General features: G+C 68.0%; 16 protein-coding genes. 6 read left to right on the plus strand and 10 right to left on the minus strand.

Annotated elements, in window-relative coordinates; translation table 11 throughout:
• Positions 1-81: 81 nt before the first annotated feature.
• Genes efeB through thpR form a run of 4 tightly spaced genes read right to left on the minus strand, consistent with a single transcriptional unit; the run spans position 82 to position 3,969 of the window.
• Positions 82-1,332: an iron uptake transporter deferrochelatase/peroxidase subunit gene (gene efeB / locus EV649_RS17205; protein ID WP_130384441.1), complete on the minus strand. Its 1,251-nt coding sequence runs from the start codon at positions 1,330-1,332 to the stop codon at positions 82-84.
• A complete protein-coding gene (gene efeO / locus EV649_RS17210) occupies positions 1,329-2,483 on the minus strand; it encodes an iron uptake system protein EfeO (protein WP_130384442.1) in 1,155 nt (384 codons plus the stop codon). The genes efeB and efeO overlap by 4 nt, the downstream gene beginning before the upstream one ends.
• Before the next feature lie 17 nt (positions 2,484-2,500).
• Complete coding sequence (gene efeU, locus EV649_RS17215; RefSeq protein WP_130384443.1) at positions 2,501-3,349, minus strand: iron uptake transporter permease EfeU; 849 nt, start codon at positions 3,347-3,349, stop codon at positions 2,501-2,503.
• Between the two features lie 56 nt (positions 3,350-3,405).
• Positions 3,406-3,969 (minus strand): RNA 2',3'-cyclic phosphodiesterase, encoded by a 564-nt coding sequence (thpR, locus tag EV649_RS17220; RefSeq protein WP_130384444.1) that lies wholly within the window; start codon positions 3,967-3,969, stop codon positions 3,406-3,408.
• 33 nt (positions 3,970-4,002) lie between these two features.
• Here thpR and EV649_RS17225 point away from each other — a divergent pair, with 33 nt between their 5' ends.
• Entirely contained in the window at positions 4,003-5,448 is a 1,446-nt protein-coding gene (locus tag EV649_RS17225; RefSeq protein WP_241998306.1) for an LLM class flavin-dependent oxidoreductase, read from the plus strand.
• Here the strand turns inward: EV649_RS17225 and EV649_RS17230 are convergent.
• Positions 5,431-6,834 carry a mycothione reductase gene (locus tag EV649_RS17230; protein ID WP_130384446.1) on the minus strand — a complete coding sequence of 468 codons (1,404 nt, stop codon included), beginning with the start codon at positions 6,832-6,834 and terminating at the stop codon, positions 5,431-5,433. The two genes, EV649_RS17225 and EV649_RS17230, sit on opposite strands and share 18 nt — an antisense overlap.
• 55 nt (positions 6,835-6,889) lie before the next feature.
• Here EV649_RS17230 and EV649_RS17235 point away from each other — a divergent pair, with 55 nt between their 5' ends.
• Positions 6,890-7,564: a DUF4429 domain-containing protein gene (locus tag EV649_RS17235; RefSeq protein ID WP_130384447.1), complete on the plus strand. Its 675-nt coding sequence runs from the start codon at positions 6,890-6,892 to the stop codon at positions 7,562-7,564.
• A 72-nt stretch (positions 7,565-7,636) separates the two neighbouring features.
• On the opposite strand, the gene EV649_RS17240 is transcribed toward EV649_RS17235, so the two are convergent.
• The gene (locus EV649_RS17240) at positions 7,637-8,959 is read right to left on the minus strand and encodes an MFS transporter (protein ID WP_130384448.1); all 1,323 of its coding nucleotides are present in this window, start codon (positions 8,957-8,959) and stop codon (positions 7,637-7,639) included.
• A complete protein-coding gene (locus EV649_RS17245) occupies positions 8,956-9,405 on the minus strand; it encodes a MarR family transcriptional regulator (RefSeq protein WP_130384449.1) in 450 nt (149 codons plus the stop codon). Before EV649_RS17245 ends, EV649_RS17240 begins: the two co-directional genes overlap by 4 nt.
• 93 nt (positions 9,406-9,498) lie before the next feature.
• Between EV649_RS17245 and EV649_RS17250 the strand changes: the two genes are divergently transcribed.
• Positions 9,499-10,572 (plus strand): hypothetical protein, encoded by a 1,074-nt coding sequence (locus EV649_RS17250; RefSeq protein WP_130384450.1) that lies wholly within the window; start codon positions 9,499-9,501, stop codon positions 10,570-10,572.
• Here EV649_RS17250 and EV649_RS17255 read toward each other — a convergent pair.
• Complete coding sequence (locus EV649_RS17255) at positions 10,569-10,964, minus strand: Dabb family protein (protein ID WP_130384451.1); 396 nt, start codon at positions 10,962-10,964, stop codon at positions 10,569-10,571. The genes EV649_RS17250 and EV649_RS17255 overlap by 4 nt on opposite strands.
• A gap of 72 nt (positions 10,965-11,036) precedes the next feature.
• Between EV649_RS17255 and EV649_RS17260 the strand changes: the two genes are divergently transcribed.
• A complete protein-coding gene (locus tag EV649_RS17260; protein ID WP_130384452.1) occupies positions 11,037-11,654 on the plus strand; it encodes a TetR/AcrR family transcriptional regulator in 618 nt (205 codons plus the stop codon).
• 1 nt (position 11,655) lies between these two features.
• On the opposite strand, the gene EV649_RS17265 is transcribed toward EV649_RS17260, so the two are convergent.
• A complete protein-coding gene (locus EV649_RS17265; RefSeq protein WP_130384453.1) occupies positions 11,656-13,128 on the minus strand; it encodes an NCS2 family permease in 1,473 nt (490 codons plus the stop codon).
• Positions 13,129-13,196: 68 nt separating this feature from the next.
• Here EV649_RS17265 and EV649_RS17270 point away from each other — a divergent pair, with 68 nt between their 5' ends.
• The gene (locus EV649_RS17270) at positions 13,197-13,523 is read left to right on the plus strand and encodes a DUF2530 domain-containing protein (protein ID WP_130384454.1); all 327 of its coding nucleotides are present in this window, start codon (positions 13,197-13,199) and stop codon (positions 13,521-13,523) included.
• A gap of 838 nt (positions 13,524-14,361) precedes the next feature.
• On the opposite strand, the gene EV649_RS17275 is transcribed toward EV649_RS17270, so the two are convergent.
• Positions 14,362-15,144: a DUF3027 domain-containing protein gene (locus tag EV649_RS17275; protein WP_130384455.1), complete on the minus strand. Its 783-nt coding sequence runs from the start codon at positions 15,142-15,144 to the stop codon at positions 14,362-14,364.
• A gap of 117 nt (positions 15,145-15,261) precedes the next feature.
• Between EV649_RS17275 and EV649_RS17280 the strand changes: the two genes are divergently transcribed.
• On the plus strand, positions 15,262-17,157 hold the full coding sequence (locus tag EV649_RS17280) for an MFS transporter (protein ID WP_130384456.1): 1,896 nt from the start codon (positions 15,262-15,264) through the stop codon (positions 17,155-17,157).
• Positions 17,158-17,166: the final 9 nt, after the last annotated feature.

The following is a 17,166-nucleotide window of genomic DNA, read 5'->3' on the forward strand; positions in this document are numbered from 1 at the left end:
TCAATTGCGTCTCGGCGGACCGGCTGAGCGTGGCAACCGGCCGTGAGGCGCAATTGATGAGTGCTGGCGGTCCGGAGTGGTTCAGGCGAAGAGTTTTTCGCCCCAGTACCCGCCGGGGGTTACTCCGGCGGGGCAGGCGAAGATGCCGGAGCCTACGTGGTGGATGTATTCGTTCATCGTGTCGCTCTTGGCCAGTTGGTTCTGGACGGGGATGAACTGTTTGCGCGGGTCGCGTTGGTAGGCGAGGAAGAACAGGCCGGCGTCGAGGCGGCCGAGGCCGTCCGAGCCGTCGACGAAGTTGTAGCCGCGGCGGAGTAGTTCGGCGCCGTTGTTGAACTGCGGGTGCGCGAGCCGCACGTGCGAGTCCATCGGTATCCGCGGGTCGCCGTCGGAGTTCTTCGCGGTGAAGTCGATCGCGTCGAACTCGTCCGCCTTGCCCAGCGGGGCGCCGGTGCCCTTCCCGCGGCCGATGATCGTCTCCTGCTCGCCGAGCGACGTACGGTCCCAGATCTCGATGTTCATCCGGATCCGCCGCGACACCAGGTACGCGCCGCCGACCATCCACTCCGGGCCGTCCTCGGGCTGCACCCAGAGCTGTTGCTCGAGCTTGTCGGCTTCCTCGAGCTTGAGATTGTTCGTCCCGTCCTTGAACCCGAACAGGTTCCGCGGCGTCGCCTGCGCCCGCGACGTCGACGACGTACGGCCGAATCCGAGCTGCGAGTACCGTACGGCGACCCGTCCGAACCCGATCCGCGCCAGGTTCCGGATCGCGTGTACGGCGACCTGCGGGTCATCGGAACATGCCTGTACGGCGATGTCGCCGCCGGAGCGCGCCGGGTCGAGGTCGTCGCCGATGAAGTGCGGCAGATCGACGAGCGCCTTGGGACGCTTGGCCGCGAGCCCGAACCGCTTGTCGAACAACGACGGCCCGAACCCGACGGTGATCGTCAGCCGCGCCGGCGGCAGGCCGACCGCCTCACCGGTGTCCTCCGGCGGCGCCTCGCCCGGCCCGTTCACGGCGCCGTACTGACCGATGTCGCGGCCGGCCGTGAGCAGCGCCGCCGCCGCGGTCCACTCCTTCAGCAGGGCAATCAGATCGTCCCGCTTCGTCGTGGTCACGTCGAAGGCGGCGAAGTGCAGCCGGTCCTGGACCGGCGTGGTGATCCCGGCCTGGTGCGGGCCGTGGAACTCGACCGGCCCGTTGTTGTCCGCGGCGTGCGACTCCTCACCGGACAGCGCCGAGTGAGCGGCGTACCCGGCGACCCCGGTGGCGACGGCCGCGCCCGCGGCTCCGAAGAGACCGCGGCGCGAGATTCCCTTACGGTCAATCATTTCTTCGCCAGCACCCCGGCGACCTTGCTGACCGGCTCGGCCAGCCCGTCGACGACCGCGCCGAGTGCCTTCTTCTCGGCCTCGGTCGCGGTGTACGGCTTGAAGCCGTCACCGTCGCGGTACTTGTCCAGCGACGCGAACACGGCTTTGAACTGAGTGTCGAGCTGGGTGACGAGCGCCGCGTCCCGCTTCTGCAAGGCCGGGCGGAGCGCCTGGATCGCGGCCTGCGAGCCCTCGACGTTCGCCTCGAAGTCCCACAGGTCGGTGTGCGAGTAGCGGTCCTCCTCGCCGGTGACCTTGCCGGTCGCGACCTCGTCGAGCAGTTCCTTGGCGCCGTTGGCCAGCTGCAGCGGGGTGAGCTTGACGACCTTCGCCTTCGCGACCACGGTCTTCACATCGGTCAGCAGCAGGTCGGCGTACTTCTCCATACCCTTGGTGGAGTTGGAGACCCAGAGCGCCTGCTCGATCCGGTGGTACCCGGTCCACTCGGTGCCCGGCTCGACGTCGTTGACGCGGGCGTCGATCTTCGGGTCGAGGTCGCCGAACGACTCGGCGACCGGCTCGATCCGCTCCCAGTAGGTCCGCGAGACCGGGAACAGCTCCTTCGCCTTCGCGACGTCGCCGGCCTTCACCGCGGTCACGAACTCGGTGGTCTTCTGCTCGAGCGCGACCGCCTGCGAGTTCACGTACCGCTGGTAGCTCTCGGTCGCCTGCTTCAGCGCGGTGTCGGTGTCGATCTGCGCGGGCGCGTCGCCGGTGACGTTGAGGTCGCCGCGGATCCCGTCGCCGACCATGCCGGGCTTGCAGACCGCCTGGTACTTGCCGGTCGGCAGCTCGACGATCAGGTCCCGCTTCAGGCCCGGGCCGATGTTCTCGACCTCACCCATCACCCGGTCGCCGTCGGCGTACACGTAGAACTCGGTGACCTTGCTGCCGCCGTTCGTCACCGAGAACGTGCTGGTGCCGGACTTCACGTCGCGGCGGCTCAGGTCGCATCCCGCGTCGGACGCCTTCACCGACACCGGGCCGGTGCCGTCGTCCTTCGCAGCAGGCTCGTCCTTCGCACACGCCGTGAGCGCGGCGATGCCGATGACGACACCGAGGATGGAGGCCCGACGGGCTGTGCCAAAAAAGACGGGGGTGGCGGACATGGTTCTCCTGGGGGGATTCAGGCCGCTTTGTGAGCGGTCGTCGCAGGTACGGCGGGCGGTGTGGAGCTCTTCACCGGAAGGAAATAGAGCACCATCACCGGGACGAGATAGACGACCCACGCGATCGCCTCCAGCACGGACGGTGCCGGATTGAAGTTGAAGATGCCCTTCAGCAGTACGCCGTACCAGCTGTCCGGCGGGATCACGTGGGAGATGTCGAAGGCCAGCGTGTGCAGGCCGGGCAGGATGTTCGCCTCCTGCAGGTCGTGGAACCCGTACGCGAAGATGCCGGCCGCGACCAGGATCAGCACCGCGCCGGTCCACTTGAAGAACACGGCCAGGTTGATCTTCACGGCGCCCTTGTAGATCGCGACGCCGAGCAGCACCGACGTCGCGAGCCCGAGCAGGACGCCGACGAACGGTACGGCGGTGGTCGCGGTGGCGGCCGACGCGTACACGATGAACGCGGTCTCGATGCTCTCCCGGAACACCGCCAGGAACGCGAGAATGACCACCGCGCGCGGCCCCACCTCGAGCGCTTGCCCCATCCGCTCGCGCAGTTCCTTGGCGATGCTGCGGGACGCCTTGCGCATCCAGAAGATCATCCAGGTGACGAAGCCGACCGCGAGGATCGACATCACCCCGCCGACGGTCTCCTGGGTGGTGAACGACTTCGCGGTCAGCGCGGTGACGAACTGGAGCAGACCCCAGGCGGCGACCGCCACGGCAAGCGCCGTGGCGACACCGATCCAGACCAGTTTGAGTCGATCGCGATGCCCCGACTTGACCAGGAAGGTGGCGAGGATGCTGACGACCAGCGAGGCCTCGAGTCCTTCACGAAGTCCGATCAGGTAGTTCGCGAGCATGGCGGGACTCTTTCAGTGCAACAAATGGGCATTAGGTACGGCTAACCTTCCTGAGGTTAACCTAAGAAGTCCCATTCGCCTACCGTGATGTACGCCGCACTGTGGCCCGGTCCTTCGCCCAACCGGGACTCGATCAGCTGCAGACTGCCTGCGGTCCAGACCGGACCGTTGTAGGTGTCGAAAACCCTGACCCACTTGGTAACGTCGATCGGTCGCCGCAACCGCGCCAGTGTCAGATGCGGGGTGAATTTCCTTCCCTCCACGGTCACTCCGGCGCGACTCGCTGCCGCCCGCGTGGTCATCGCCAGGTGCTTGAGCGACTCGGTCTCGTCGCGCACCCCGGCGTACAGCACCCGCGCGTCCGGCACGCCGGGGAAGGCGCCCGCTCCGGCCAACTGCAGCTCGAACGGCTTCTGCCGCTTGGCGGCGAGCTCCAGCCGCTCCTCGAGTTCCTCGGTCTTCCAGTCCGGCACCTCGCCGAGGAACGCCAGGGTGAGATGCCAGTGCTGGTCCGCCGCCCACCGGATGTCGTCGTCCGGATGGTCCCGTCGCGGCTCGACGAACTCGCTCAGATCCTCCACTACCTCTTGAGGTGGCACTACTGCCACGAACAATCGCATCCGAAAATGCTATCGGTGGTGGAAACTGCTTTTGTGTCCGAGTTCAAGCTGCCCTCGCCTTGTGTGGTGATCCTGGTGGGTCCGGGGGCGTCCGGGAAGTCGACCTGGGCGGCGGAGCACTTCGGGGCTGAGCTGGTGGTGTCGAGTGATCGGCTGCGGGCGTTGGTGGGGGCCGGTGAGGACGACATCGCGGCGAGCGCCGATGCGTTCGCGTTGCTGGAAGAGGTGGTGCGGCAACGGATCGGGCGGCGGTTGACGACAGTCGTCGACACCTTGGGACTGGATCGCGAGAAGCGGGTGCGCTGGCTCAGCCTGGCTCGTGAGGCCGGGATGGCCTGTGTGGCGGTGGGTTTCGATACGCCAGGTGAGGAGTGCCGCCGGCGGAATCGGGAGCGTACGGCGAAGCGGATCCCGGCCGACGTACTGACGTCGCAGCTGCGGACCTGGGCTTCGGTGAAGGAAGAGCTGCCGACGGAGGGGTACGACGACGTACTGCAGCCGACTGCCGTGCGGGTGGTGCCGAACGCATTCGTGGAGTCGACCGCGGCGCATGCGCGGCAATCCGAGGCTCCGGTGGGGTTGCGGTTCGGATTGCAACTCAGCAGATACCCAGGCGGTCGGGAAGGCCTGGCGTCGTGGGTTCGTGAGGTGGCGGAGCGGGCCGAGGCGGTCGGGTTCGACGCGATCTACGTGATGGATCACTTCCGGCAGATCCCGCAGATGGGGCGGGCATGGGAGGACTTCCTGGAGAGCTGGACGACGCTCGGGTACCTGGCCGCGTGTACGACCCGCCTTCGGCTGGGGACGTTGGTTTCGGGCATCACGTACCGGAACGTCGCCCACCTCGGAAAGATCGCGGCGACGCTCGATGTGTTGAGTGGTGGGCGGGCCGTGTGTGGGGTCGGGCTCGCGTGGTTCGAGGCGGAGCACAAGGCGTACGGCTGGCCGTTTCCCCCAGTGGGTGAACGCTATGCGCTGCTTGAGGACGCGTTGCAGGTGTTGCCGGTTTTATGGGGACCTGGCAACAAACCGTTCCACGGCAAGGTTCTCGACGTACCGGACACCACGTGTTATCCGCGCCCATTGCAGGAACACCTGCCGGTGCTCGTCGGCGGGAGTGGGCCGCGGACGCTGCGCTTGGCCGGGCGGTACGCGGACGCGGTGAATGTGTTCGGGGATGTCGCCGCGGTCCGGAAGGCCGCCGGCTACCTGGGCGATCGACCGGTTGAGCTCACGCATCTGTCGACAACCCTGGTGGGCAAGAACTCTCAGCAGTTGGACGAACTCGTACGGCGGTTGCGACCGCGGAACATGAACCCAGCGAAGTTCGCCGCCTCCGTGAACGCCGGCACCGTCGACGATCAGATCGGGCGGTTCCGCGAGCTGTCCGAGGCCGGGGTCGCCGAGGTGATGATCAGCCTCCCCGACCTCACCACCCTCGACACGGTCGCCGACGTGATCTCAGCGTTCCGGGTGTAGATCGAGCTTCAGCAGGGCGTTCTCGATCAGCTCGGGCATCGCCGGGTGGATCCAGTACTGGCCGCGCGCCATCGTGTACGCGTCCAGCCCGAAGCTCATCGCCTGGATCACCGGCTGGATCACGGTCGGCGCCTGCGGGCCGATCACGTGGCAGCCGATGATCTGCCCGCTCGTCGGGTCGGCGAGCACCTTCGCGAACCCTGTGGTGTCCTCCATCGCCCAGCCGTATGCGATGTCGGCGTACGACTGAACCGCTTTCACATAAGGGATTCCGCGTTCCTGCGCCTGCTCCTCGGTGAGGCCGACGGACGCGATCTGCGGCGCGCTGAACACCGCGTGCGGGACGAAGCGGTGGTCGGCCTCGATCCGGTCGTCCGGGTTGAGCAGGTTGTGCTTCACCACCCGCGCCTCGTGGTTCGCGACGTGCTTCAGCTGGAGCGGACTCGTCACGTCGCCGAGCGCGTAGATGCCGTCGACGCTGGTCTGCTGGTACGCGTCCACGACCACGCGACCCTCGCGGTCCACGTCGACCCCGGTGGCGTCCAGGTTCAGCAGGTCCGAGTTCGGCTCCCGGCCGACCGCGACCAGGAGCTCGTCGACGATCAGTTCGTCGGCGCCGTCCGGGTTCAGCATCCCGAGCAGGATCGAGCCGTCGTCGCGTCGCTCGACCCGCACGGTCTCATGGTTGAGCCGTACGTCGTACTTGTCCCGCGCGACCTCGGTGTAGCGCGCGGCGATCTCGCCGTCCTCGAGCCGGAGCAGCTCGTTCGAGCGGGCGACGATCGTCACCTCGACCCCGAACGACGCGAACACGTGCGCGAACTCGGCCGCGACGAACCCGCCGCCGATGATCGCCAGCCGGCGGGGCAGCTCCTCGAGCCGCATGATCGTGTTCGACGTGTGGTACCCGGTCTCCTCGAGGCCCGGGATCGGCGGCACGATCGGCCGGCTGCCGCTGGCGATCACGAACTGGTCGGCGCTGAACACGCTCGTTGACCCGTCCTTGCCGTCGACGGTCAGCTCCTTGAACCCGGTGAACCGGCCGGTCCCGTCGTACACGTGGACGTTCGCGTTGTCCGGGTTGTGGTGCCGGTACTCCGAGCCGCCTTCCGCGATCGGATCGATCCGGCCGAAGATCCGGTCCCGGACGTCGGTCCAGCGGACGTCGAGCAGCTGCTCGTCGACGCCGTACGCCGAACTCACCGACGGGGTCGCGGCCACGTCGGCGGCGTGCACGAACATCTTGGTCGGGATGCACCCGACGTTCAGGCAGGTGCCGCCGAACGTACCGCGCTCGACGATCGCCACCTTCTGGTCGGCGAACCGCCGATTGACGATGGTGTTACCGGAGCCGGTCCCGATGATGACGAGGTCGTAATGGGTCACGCCCCATTCTGACCCTTACGGCCAAGACCTGCGCTGGACCCGCTCACGAGGAAAGATGGGACGGGTGACAGGTGGTGAGGTGACGAGCACGTACGGCACGGTCGTCTGGGATGGCATCGGCACCCTGCGGATCCGGTACGGCGGGACGCTCATACGGACTCGCCTGGGTGAGCGGATCGTGCCCATCGAGGCGCTGCGCGCTGTGGAGGTCACCGACGCGGGACTCCGGCTCCTACTCCGTGACGGCGCCGACCCGCTGCAGTCGGTGACGCAGCCGATCGAGCTCTACGACTTCCCGGGCGTCGATCACGACGCAGCCGAAGGGATCGCTCGTGACATCGGCCAGGCCCTCGTACGTCGCGACGTACCGGAGACGGCCGCCACCGCGTGGCTGGTCGCGCCGCCGCCCGCGCCGGACCGGATCGAGGGGCGGGACGCGACGCTCGCGGTGGCGAGCGGGCAGCTCACGTTCAAGTACCACCGGTCCGCGGGCCGTAAGAAGAAGGCACTCGGTGACCCGTGGTCGGTGCCACTGGGAGACATCGTCGATGTGGAGTGGGCGCCGGCGGTCGGCCTCGGTGCGCGGGGATTCCTCCGGATCACCACGACCGCGACTCCCGACGTACGCCCGAAGCCCAAGCACGACCCCGCGGCGATGCTCACCCGGCGCGCAACCGAAGCCGATGCGCTGTTCTTCGCGGCTCGTTTGCTGACGCGGATCCGGCCGTAGACGCAGGCAGAACCCCGGTCACGACGGCGTCCCGGGTACGCACACGCGGGTTGTGCATGCACCCAGGTCCGCTCACGCGACCTGCGGCTTCTTCGGCGGCAGGTCGGGCGCGGCGTCGACGACTGCTTTCTCGCCGAGTAGTTCGGTCTGGGGCAGGACCTCGAGGTGGGGGCGCGGGAGCAACCGCGGACGGATCGCGAGACCGCGCCGGCGGGAGAAGTACAGCACCGAGCCGACCGTGCCGAGCACGGTGAGCCCACCGCCGACGATCAGCGACCAGCGGGCACCCATCACCTGCCCGATCCAGCCGATGAACGGCGACCCGATCGGCGTACCGCCCATCAGAACCGTCATGTACAGCGCCATCACCCGGCCGCGCATAGTCGGCTCGATGCTCAGCTGCATGGTCGCGTTCGCCGAGGTCAGCATGGTGAGCGAGGTCAATCCGACCAACGGCAGAACGAGTGCGAAGGTCAGGTACGTCGGCATCAGCGCACTCACGATCTCGAGCAGACCGAACGCCACCGCCGCACCGATCACCAGCCGCGCGCGGATCCGGACCCGCCGGGCCGCGAGCAGCGCGCCGGACAGCGAGCCGATCGCCAGGATCGAGCCGAGGATGCCGTACTCCCCCGCGCCCTTGTGGAACGCGCTCGTGGCCATCAGCGCCGAGGTCATCTGGAAGTTCAGCCCGAAGGTGCCGGCGAAGAAGACCGCGACCAGCACCATCATCAGGTCGGGCCGCCGCCACAGGTAGCGCATGCCGTCGCGGATCATGCCCTTGTCCCGCGCCGCGGGCTTCGGCGTGTGCAGTTCACCGGTGCGCATCAGCCGCAGCGACACGATCACCGCGGCGTACGTGAACCCGTTGATCATGATCACCGGGCCGGTGCCGATCCAGTTGATCAGCAGACCGGCCAGCGCCGGGCCGAGGAGGCGGGCCGCATTGAAGGAGGCCGAGTTCAGCCCGACCGCGTTCGAGAGTTCGTCGCGACCGACCATCTCGACCACGAAGGCCTGCCGGGTCGGGGCGTCGAACGCCGTACCCACACCGAACAGGAGGGCCAGCATAAACACGTGCCACGTCTGCACGACGCCGGCGATCGTCAGACCACCGAGGGTCAGGGCGACGGTGGCCATCGCGATCTGGGTCAGCGTCAGCACGGTCCGCTTCGGGAAGCGGTCGGCGACCAGACCGGCGTACGGGCCGAGCAGGAGCGCGGGCAGGAACTGGAGGCCGGTGACGATGCCGAGCGCCGTACCCGAATGGGTCAGCTCCAGGACCAGCCAGTCCTGGGCGACACGCTGCATCCAGGTGCCGACGTTGGAGATGATCGCGCCCGAGGCGTAGAGCCGGAAGTTCCGGACCTTGAACGCGCGGAAGGTGGGGCTCATCGAGCCGCCAGTCGTTCGAGAACAGGTGCTGCCTTGCGCAGGATGTCGCGCTCCTCAGGGGTCAGTTGCTTCAGCTTCTTCTGCAGCCACTCGTCGCGGCGCTTGCGGTTCGCCTGGATCAGCTCGTCGGCGCGGTCGGTCAGCTCGACGACGATCTGCCGTTTGTCGGTCGGATGCGGGCGGCGGACCACCAGGCCCGCCTCCTCCATGTTCGTCACGATCCGCGTCATCGAGGGCGGCTTCACCTGCTCGTGGGCGGCCAGCTCGCCGATCGTCATCGCCTCGTGCTTGGCCAGCGCGCCGAGCACGCTGAGCTGGTTCGCGGTGAGGTCGTGACCGGGCTCGCGCTGCCGGCGGATCTGCCGGGACAGCCGGAGGGTCGACGACCGCAGGGCACTCGCCAGCCCGACGTCACTCTTCACCTGCTGCGCTACGACTTCGGGCATGTCTTTACCTTAACTCATTACCTTTGCTAACTAAAAACGTTGGACCGCCAGCTGGTATTCCCGAGGTCCGGGCGGCCGATAGAGTTCCCCGTCATGGGGACGACGGCCGAGCTGGAGCGGTACGAGCAGAGGTTCCGGCGGGCGGGACTGCCGCTGTTCATCGAGGACTTCTCGCCGACGCACGACATCTTCACGCGGGCGGCGCCGCTGCTGGTGCTGGTGTTCCTGGCCGAGATGCTCGGCGCCACCTCGCTCGAATGGGACTGGTGGCAGAACCTGCTGGCCGCGATCGGCGGTCTGGTGGCGCTGGTCGCCGGGTTCGGCCTGCTCAACGGGCTGCGCGGGCGACCGTTCAGGTCGTTGCCGACCCGCTTCGGGACTCCGGAGCTGGCGGTATTCGTCTTCCTGCCGGCGTTGCTCCCGGTAGTCACGCAAGGACAGGTCAAGCAGTTCTTCGGCGTCGCCTTCGGCAACTTGCTGCTGGTCGGACTGGTGTACGTCGTGGTCGGCTACGGCTTCATCGCAACCGTCGTCTGGGGAATGCGCCAGCTGGCCCGCGAGCTGGCCAACTCGGTCGCCAGCTTCGTCCGGGCGTTGCCGCTCCTGCTGGTCTTCTCGCTGGTGCTGTTCATGACCGCGGACATGTGGCAGGTGTTCGCCTGGATGCCTGCCGCTTTCCTCGTCTTCTCCGTGATCGCCTTCGCCCTGCTGAGCACGGTGTTCCTGCTGATCCGGTTGCCGCTGGAGGTGGACGCGATCGAGCGCACGGCCGGCTCCGGCCCGCCGCTGAGCCGGAGCCAGCGCTTCAACGTCAGCGTCAGCCTGGTGATCCGCCAATGGATGCAGGTACTCGTCGTGAGCGCCGGCGTCGGCCTCTTCTTCGTTGCCTTCGGCATGCTCGCGATCAGCGAACACATCTACCAGCAATGGGGCGTCGACGCCGGCTCGTGGTCGTACCACGTCAAGCTGCTCAACCATCCGCTCGTCCTCAGCGCCTCCCTGATCAAGGTCGCCGTCGGCATCGCGAACTTCACCGGGCTCTACTACTCGATCGCGTTGCTCACGGACTCGACGTACCGCACGGAGTTCCTCGACCACGTCAGCAACGAGCTCCGCGAACTCTTCACCGCCCGCGCCGAGTACCTCGAACTTCGGCGTACCGCTTAGACGTTCGCGCCGAACAGCTCGTCGATGCGTTTGGCCCACTCCGGGTACTGATCCATCTTGCGGGCAGCCACGCCGTACACCGCCTTGCCGATCTCCGGATCGCCGTCGTCGCTGAAGCGGACGGCGCTCATCTTCTCGAGCTTGTCGAGGATCAGGTCGTCGCCGCCGAGGTGGACCGGGTCGTGCATGTACCGCTCGAGCGCGTCGAGATCCGGGATCGCCGCCAGGTACGAGTGCGTGAAGCCGTCCGCGGGATTGCCGAAGTCCTTGCCGACGGCACCGAACGCGACCGTGTCCAGCGACGCGGTCCGCCGCATCACCGCCAGCACCTCCTCCTGCTCCGCGACACTCACGCCGTCCTTGAACCGGATCCGCAACAGGTTGACGATCATCTGCTCTCCTTAGAACTGCACCGGTCAGTGCATTCTACTGTACGTCGAAGTTCAGCAAGCTACCCTGACCAGGTGACAACCACCCGCGGACGTATCGACAAGCGCCAGGCGATCCTGGACGCGGCCTTCACGGTCTTCGCCCGGGACGGGTACCGGCCCGCGAGCGTGGACACGGTCGCCGCCACCGCCGGGGTCGCGAAGCACACCATTTACAACCACTTCGGCGACAAGCAGTCGCTGTTCCGGGCAGCCGTCAGCGCGCTCGCAGACGATGCGCTGACCCGCAACCTGGCGGCGGTCGAGTCGCTGCGCCCGGACCGCGATCCGGCGGAGGCGCTGACCGAGGTAGGCCGGAAGCTCGCCGAGTGCTACTGCGACGAGAAGTCGTGGGCGCTCCGCCGGCTGCTGCACGCCGAGCTCGCGAGCATGCTGGAGCTCCAGGACATCGTGCGGGAGCGGGCGACGGACAAGGTCAACGACGCCCTCGCCGACAGGCTGGCGCGGCTCGCGCTGGCAGGGCACCTTCGCATCACGGACCCGGCCGTCGCGGCCGAACAGTTCGGCGCGCTACTGACCGCGCCCTTCGACGCCCGGTCCCGCCTCGGTACGCGGAAGATCCCGGCGAAGGAACTCGCCGAGGTCACGCAGAACGCCGTACAGACGTTTCTGCGTGCCTTCGGCAATCAATGACTCAGGTCAGCCAGTCGCTCAGCGGGCCAATCGCGAAGTAGACGACGAACAGCGCCGCGACGACCCACATCAGTGGGTGGACCTGGCGGGCCTTGCCGCGGACGGTCTTGAGGATCACGTACGAGACGAAACCGGCGCCGATACCGGCCGAGATCGAGTACGTGAACGGCATCAGGACGATCGTCAGGAACGCCGGGAACGCGACCTCGAGGTCGTTGAAGTCGATGCCCTTCACCTGCGTCATCATCAGGAACCCGACCAAGATCAGCGCCGGCGTCGCCGCCTCGTACGGGACCAGCGTGACCAGCGGCGCTACCACCATCGAGATCAGGAAGCAGATCCCGGTCACCACACTCGCCAGCCCGGTCCGAGCACCTTCACCGACTCCCGAGGCAGATTCGATGTACGACGTGTTGCTCGAGACGGACGCGGCGCCACCGGCGGCGGCCGCGAGACTGTCCACGACCAGGATCCGCTGCGAGTTCGGCGGGATGCCGTCCTTGTCGTTCAGGCCCGCCTCGGCGCCGATCGCGGTCATCGTGCCCATCGTGTCGAAGAAGTCGGCGAGCATCAGCGTGAAGATCAGCAGCAGCGCCGACACCACCCCGACCTTGTCGAACGAGCCGAACAGGTTGAACTCGCCGACCGTGTCCAGGTTCGGTTTCGTGAACCACTGGTCCGGCAGCTTCGGCACGCTCAGCCCCCAGCCGCCTGGGTTCTTGTCGGTGCGGGCGCCGATGTTCGCGATCGACTCGATGACGATCGCCAGGACGGTCGCGGCCAGGATGCCGATCAGGATCGCGCCCTTCACCTTCCGGGCGTACAGCGTGACGATCAGGATCAGGCCGACCACGAACACCAGTACCGGCCAGCCGCGGAGGTTGCCGCCGACACCGAGTTCGACGGGCGGGCCGCTGAGCGCCGCAGGTCGCCGTACGAAGCCCGCGTCGACGACGCCGATGAACGCGATGAACAGGCCGATGCCGACGCTGATCGCGATCTTCAGCTGCAGCGGTACGGCCTCGAACACCGCTTTCCGGAAGCCGGTGAGCACCAGGACCAGGATGATCAGGCCCTCGAGGACCACCAGACCCATCGCGTCCGCCCAGGTCATCTTGGTCGCGATCGAGAACGCGATGAACGCGTTCAGGCCGAGGCCGGTGGCGAGCGCGAGCGGGAAGTTCGCGAACAGGCCCATCAGGATCGTCACCACGCCGGCAACCAGCGCGGTCGCGACCGCGATCTTCGCGATCGCCGCCGCCGGGTCGGTGCCGCCGCCGACGAACTGGCCGGTGCCATCCTTGACGGTGCCGATGATCAGCGGGTTCAGGACGACGATGTACGCCATCGTGAAGAACGTGACCAGCCCGCCGCGGACCTCCCGGCCGAGCGTGGATCCGCGCTGACTGATCTTGAAGAACGAGTCCAGAGGACCGGAACCGGAGCGGGCCGTCGCGGCCTGGGGCGAGCTCATGACGGCATCGTGCCAGTTCCTACCGGGGAGTTGCGAGTACTAATCGCAAACGAAGCTAAGGTAGTGATGTGACGGAGGAGCAGGAGCCGGCCAAGGAGCGCACGGACAAGAAGCGCACCGACCCGACCAGCCAACTCGCCCGCGGCGAACTGGTGCACGCCGAGGTCAAGCCGCTCGACCTGTCCGGCATCCCCAGCGTGATCACCGGTATCGCGATCTGGGCCGTCTCGTTCGTCGTACTCTTCATCTTCCGCGGCCGCCTCGAGGACGACGGCCTCGACTGGTGGCTCTGGGTCCCGGTCGCCGGCTTCGGCCTCGGCCTCATCGGCCTCTGGTACTGCAAACACCGCTGGACCGCCATCCAAGCCGGCCACCGCCCCGCCACCGAAGACTGACCCGCACTGGGTCCTGAGCACCCCCCACCGTCCGCCCACCACCCGGCGAGCAGACGACCGGTTATCCCGCTCTCCTGTCCGATGTGTGGGTGGTGATCACCCGATCCGGGGTCGTGCAACAGGCACTGGTGGGTCGGCACCTGGTGCCACCACCGCCTATCCCCACACCCCCCGACAGTGGCGCCCGTCTCCACCCACCGCGTCCCGGGGGCAGGGCTCCCCAGTACGGGTTTGTGATCCTCCCCAAACCAGTTTGAGGAGGATCACCTGCCGTTTCCGGGGTGCACGGCTCCCCAATCCCGGACGAAATGGCCCCCAAACCGGTTTGGGGACCAACGGCAGCGAGGGGTTTTCGGGTGGTGGTCAGCTTGACGGGTAGAGCACCGTCGAGACGCCATGCGCGCGACCACAGTCACGCTCAGGTGCACTACCCAGCCACCCGAACCTCCTGTCCGAAAGCACGTGCGCCTCACCGCACCACCGCAACCACCCACACATCAGTCACAAGAGCGGTTATCCCCGCGGGTTATGGGTTCTCTACTGCTACGCGAGGGGAGAACCCTGCACGCGACGGGATAACCCCAGCCCTCCCTGACGGTGCTCATCACACTCCGATGCGCAGAACGCCCACGACTCGACGGGGCGGGACGCGCCGACTGGCGCGCGGAACGAACTCTTTGTCCGGGATCACGCCGAGTCGTGGAGTTTGGTTGGACCCGCGGAACCGCGAGTCGTGGATCGAGGTTGCCTTTGGCCACCGACATCCACGACTCGGGAACAGCGGCGACCGTTCGCAGCCCACCGCGCGGTGTTCACAGCCACGACTTGTGGCCGGCAGTCAGTCCTCAGGTTGGGTTAGTTCGAGGGTGTCGTAGCCGGTGGTGTCGAAGGCGTGGTCGGGGGTGGGGGGTTCGGCCAGGTCGATGGTGGAGTCGGAGTGGGCGCCGCAGCCGTAGTCGTAGGCGACGACGCGGGCCTCGCCGGGGGCCATTTCGTTGGCGCAGACGCCGAAGGCCTGGCCGAGGCTGTCGGCGAGGCGGATCCAGTAGCCGCACGAGAAGCACTTGTACGGGACGGCCTGTGCGATCGGGGACGTCGGGCCGAACTCCCCGCCGTACCAGCGCTCGGCGGCGTCTTCACGCCCGTACGGCGAGAGCACGCGCTCGCGACCGAGGCCGAGCTCCTCGACCACCGTGAGCACGTCCTCCGGCGCGTCGGCGGTGTCGGTGAACCCGGGCTCGAGGCGCGGGTCGTCGGCGTGGGTCGGGAACAGGTCGCCGGGCCGGAGATCGCCGGGCTGGACACGTTCCGACCACGGGACCCACTCGGGTGCCACGACGGCCTCGCCGCCGGGCAGCATCACGACCTCGTTGACCGTGACGGTCTTGGCACGCGACGCACGGGTCACCGTGACGGCCCAGCGCCAGCCGCGGTACCCGGGGTGGGTGGACGCGAAGTAATGGGTGACGAGGCGCTCGCCCTCGACCAGGTGACCGAGGTGCTCCCCGACCTGCGCGGCGCCGGCCTCGACGATCGCGGCCTCGCGGGCCGGTTCAATCGCCGCGACGCAGACGGCGTCGGGCTTCGCGCGTACCGCTTCCGGGCTTTTGACGGGAGTCACAATCGCCCATTCTCGCACGCCGGTCGCCGTACGCCGAACCGCCGTCACCTACCCGCGATCCGGTGCCGTTACGCGCGGTGCCTGCCGTCTGTCCCCGGTACGAGGCAGGATGGTTTCATGCAACCCCGCGACCCGAACGCCTCCGGCGGCAAACGCGACGGCGACCCCGCCGTCGGAGGGCCGCGCTCGGACGCCGGGCCCGGCGCCACGCCCACCGGCAACGGCACGACGGGTGCCGGCCCAGGGAAAGCGGACGGGAAGTCTGCGGGCGAGCGGTTCAGCGATGCCCGGGACCGGATGGGGACTGCCGGCAAGAAGGTCGGCCACGCCTCGAAGGTCGGCGCCGAAGGGGTTGCTTCGGCCTCCAAGAAGGCAGCTGAGGTCAGCGGCAAGGTCGGGCGCGCGACCGGGCGCCGGATCCGCGGCCTGACCAGCGCTCAAGGCGCCGGCGAATCAGGTCTGTCCCGGCTGATCGAGCTGGGTGCGGTGAACGCGGCAGGTGACACGGCGTTCGCGGTCTCGCTGGCAGGCACGGTGTTCTTCACCGTGCCGAGCGACCAGGCCCGCGACCGAGTAGCACTGTTCCTCCTGCTGACAATGGCGCCGTTCGCCTTGATGGCGCCGCTGATCGGCCCGATCCTTGACCGGTTCCGGCACGGTCGCCGCTGGGCGATCGGCGCGACCCTCGGCGTCCGCGCGTTCCTGGTCTGGAGCCTGGCGTCGTCGATCTCCGGCCAGGGCTCCGCCTGGCTGTACCCGGCCGCCCTCGGCTGCCTCGTCGCATCCAAGGCGTACGGCGTGACGCGCGCCTCCGCCGTACCGCGGCTGCTCCCCAAACAGATCTCGCTCGTCACGGCCAACTCCCGGATCTCGCTCGCAGGTGTCGCCGGTGCGACCATCGGCGCCGGTATCGCCGCCGCGTTCGCCGCAATCGGCCCGCAGTGGTCGCTGCGCTGGGCCGCACTGGTGTACATCATCGGCCTGGTCCTCGCGATACGCCTGCCCTCAGCGGTCGACTCCCCCGCCGACGAAGAAGTGACGGGTACGGCGGGACGGGACGCACGCCGCCGCGCGATCACCGCCGCGGTCGCTCGCGGGATCCGGTGCAACCTGGGACTGCGGTTCGTGTCCGGGTTCCTGACCATGTATCTGGCGTTCCTGCTCCGCGACCAGCCGATCAGCGGGGTCAAGGGCGCCGTCGCGGCCGGCGCGGTGATCGCCGCGGCCGGGATCGGGAACAGTCTCGGCACCCTCCTCGGATCGTTGCTCAGGGCACGAAAACCGGAAGCGGTCGTGCTCGTCGTACTGCTCGCTGACGCGACCGTCGCGGTCGCCGTCGCGATCCTGTACGGCCTGCCGATCCTGATAGCACTCGGCCTGGTCGCGGGCCTGTGCAGCTCGCTCGGCAAGCTGTCGCTGGACGCGATGATCCAGCGCGACGTCCCGGAGTCCGTGCGTACGTCGGTGTTCGCGCGATCGGAGACGGTGCTGCAACTCGCGTGGGTGCTCGGCGGTGGCTGCGGGATCGTGCTGCCGCTGATCCCGCGACTCGGGTTCGGGTTCCTCGCGGGCGTGCTGCTGATCGTCGTGTTCCTGGTACTGCGGATGCGCCCGACCAACCGCCCGACCCAAGGCCCTCTGCGCCCGGGCGGCCTCGGCGGGCCCCGCACCGACCATGGACCCCATGCGCATCCGACGGAGCACCGGCATCCGGCGAGTGACGAGCACCCGGACAGCACCACCCGGACGATCCTCAGCGTCGCCGAGCAGCGGGCGAACCGCCAGCGCCGTTCGACCTCGCACGACGAGCCGACCGTCGAGTGGCGCTCCGCGGATCAGAAGCCGCCGCCCGAGCAACCCATGGGTCGCTGGTGGAGCGGTCAGACCGACGAGGACGAGAACACCGGCGAGAACACAGCTCCCTGGTCCGAAGAACCAACCGTCGAGCGCGACCGGAACCACCCCTTCAAACGCCGCCCCGGCGGCGAGGCCCCGCGCCACCCACCCCGCTGACAGGACACA

The organism is Kribbella sp. VKM Ac-2569 (genome assembly GCF_004216905.1).
Classification (GTDB): domain Bacteria; phylum Actinomycetota; class Actinomycetes; order Propionibacteriales; family Kribbellaceae; genus Kribbella.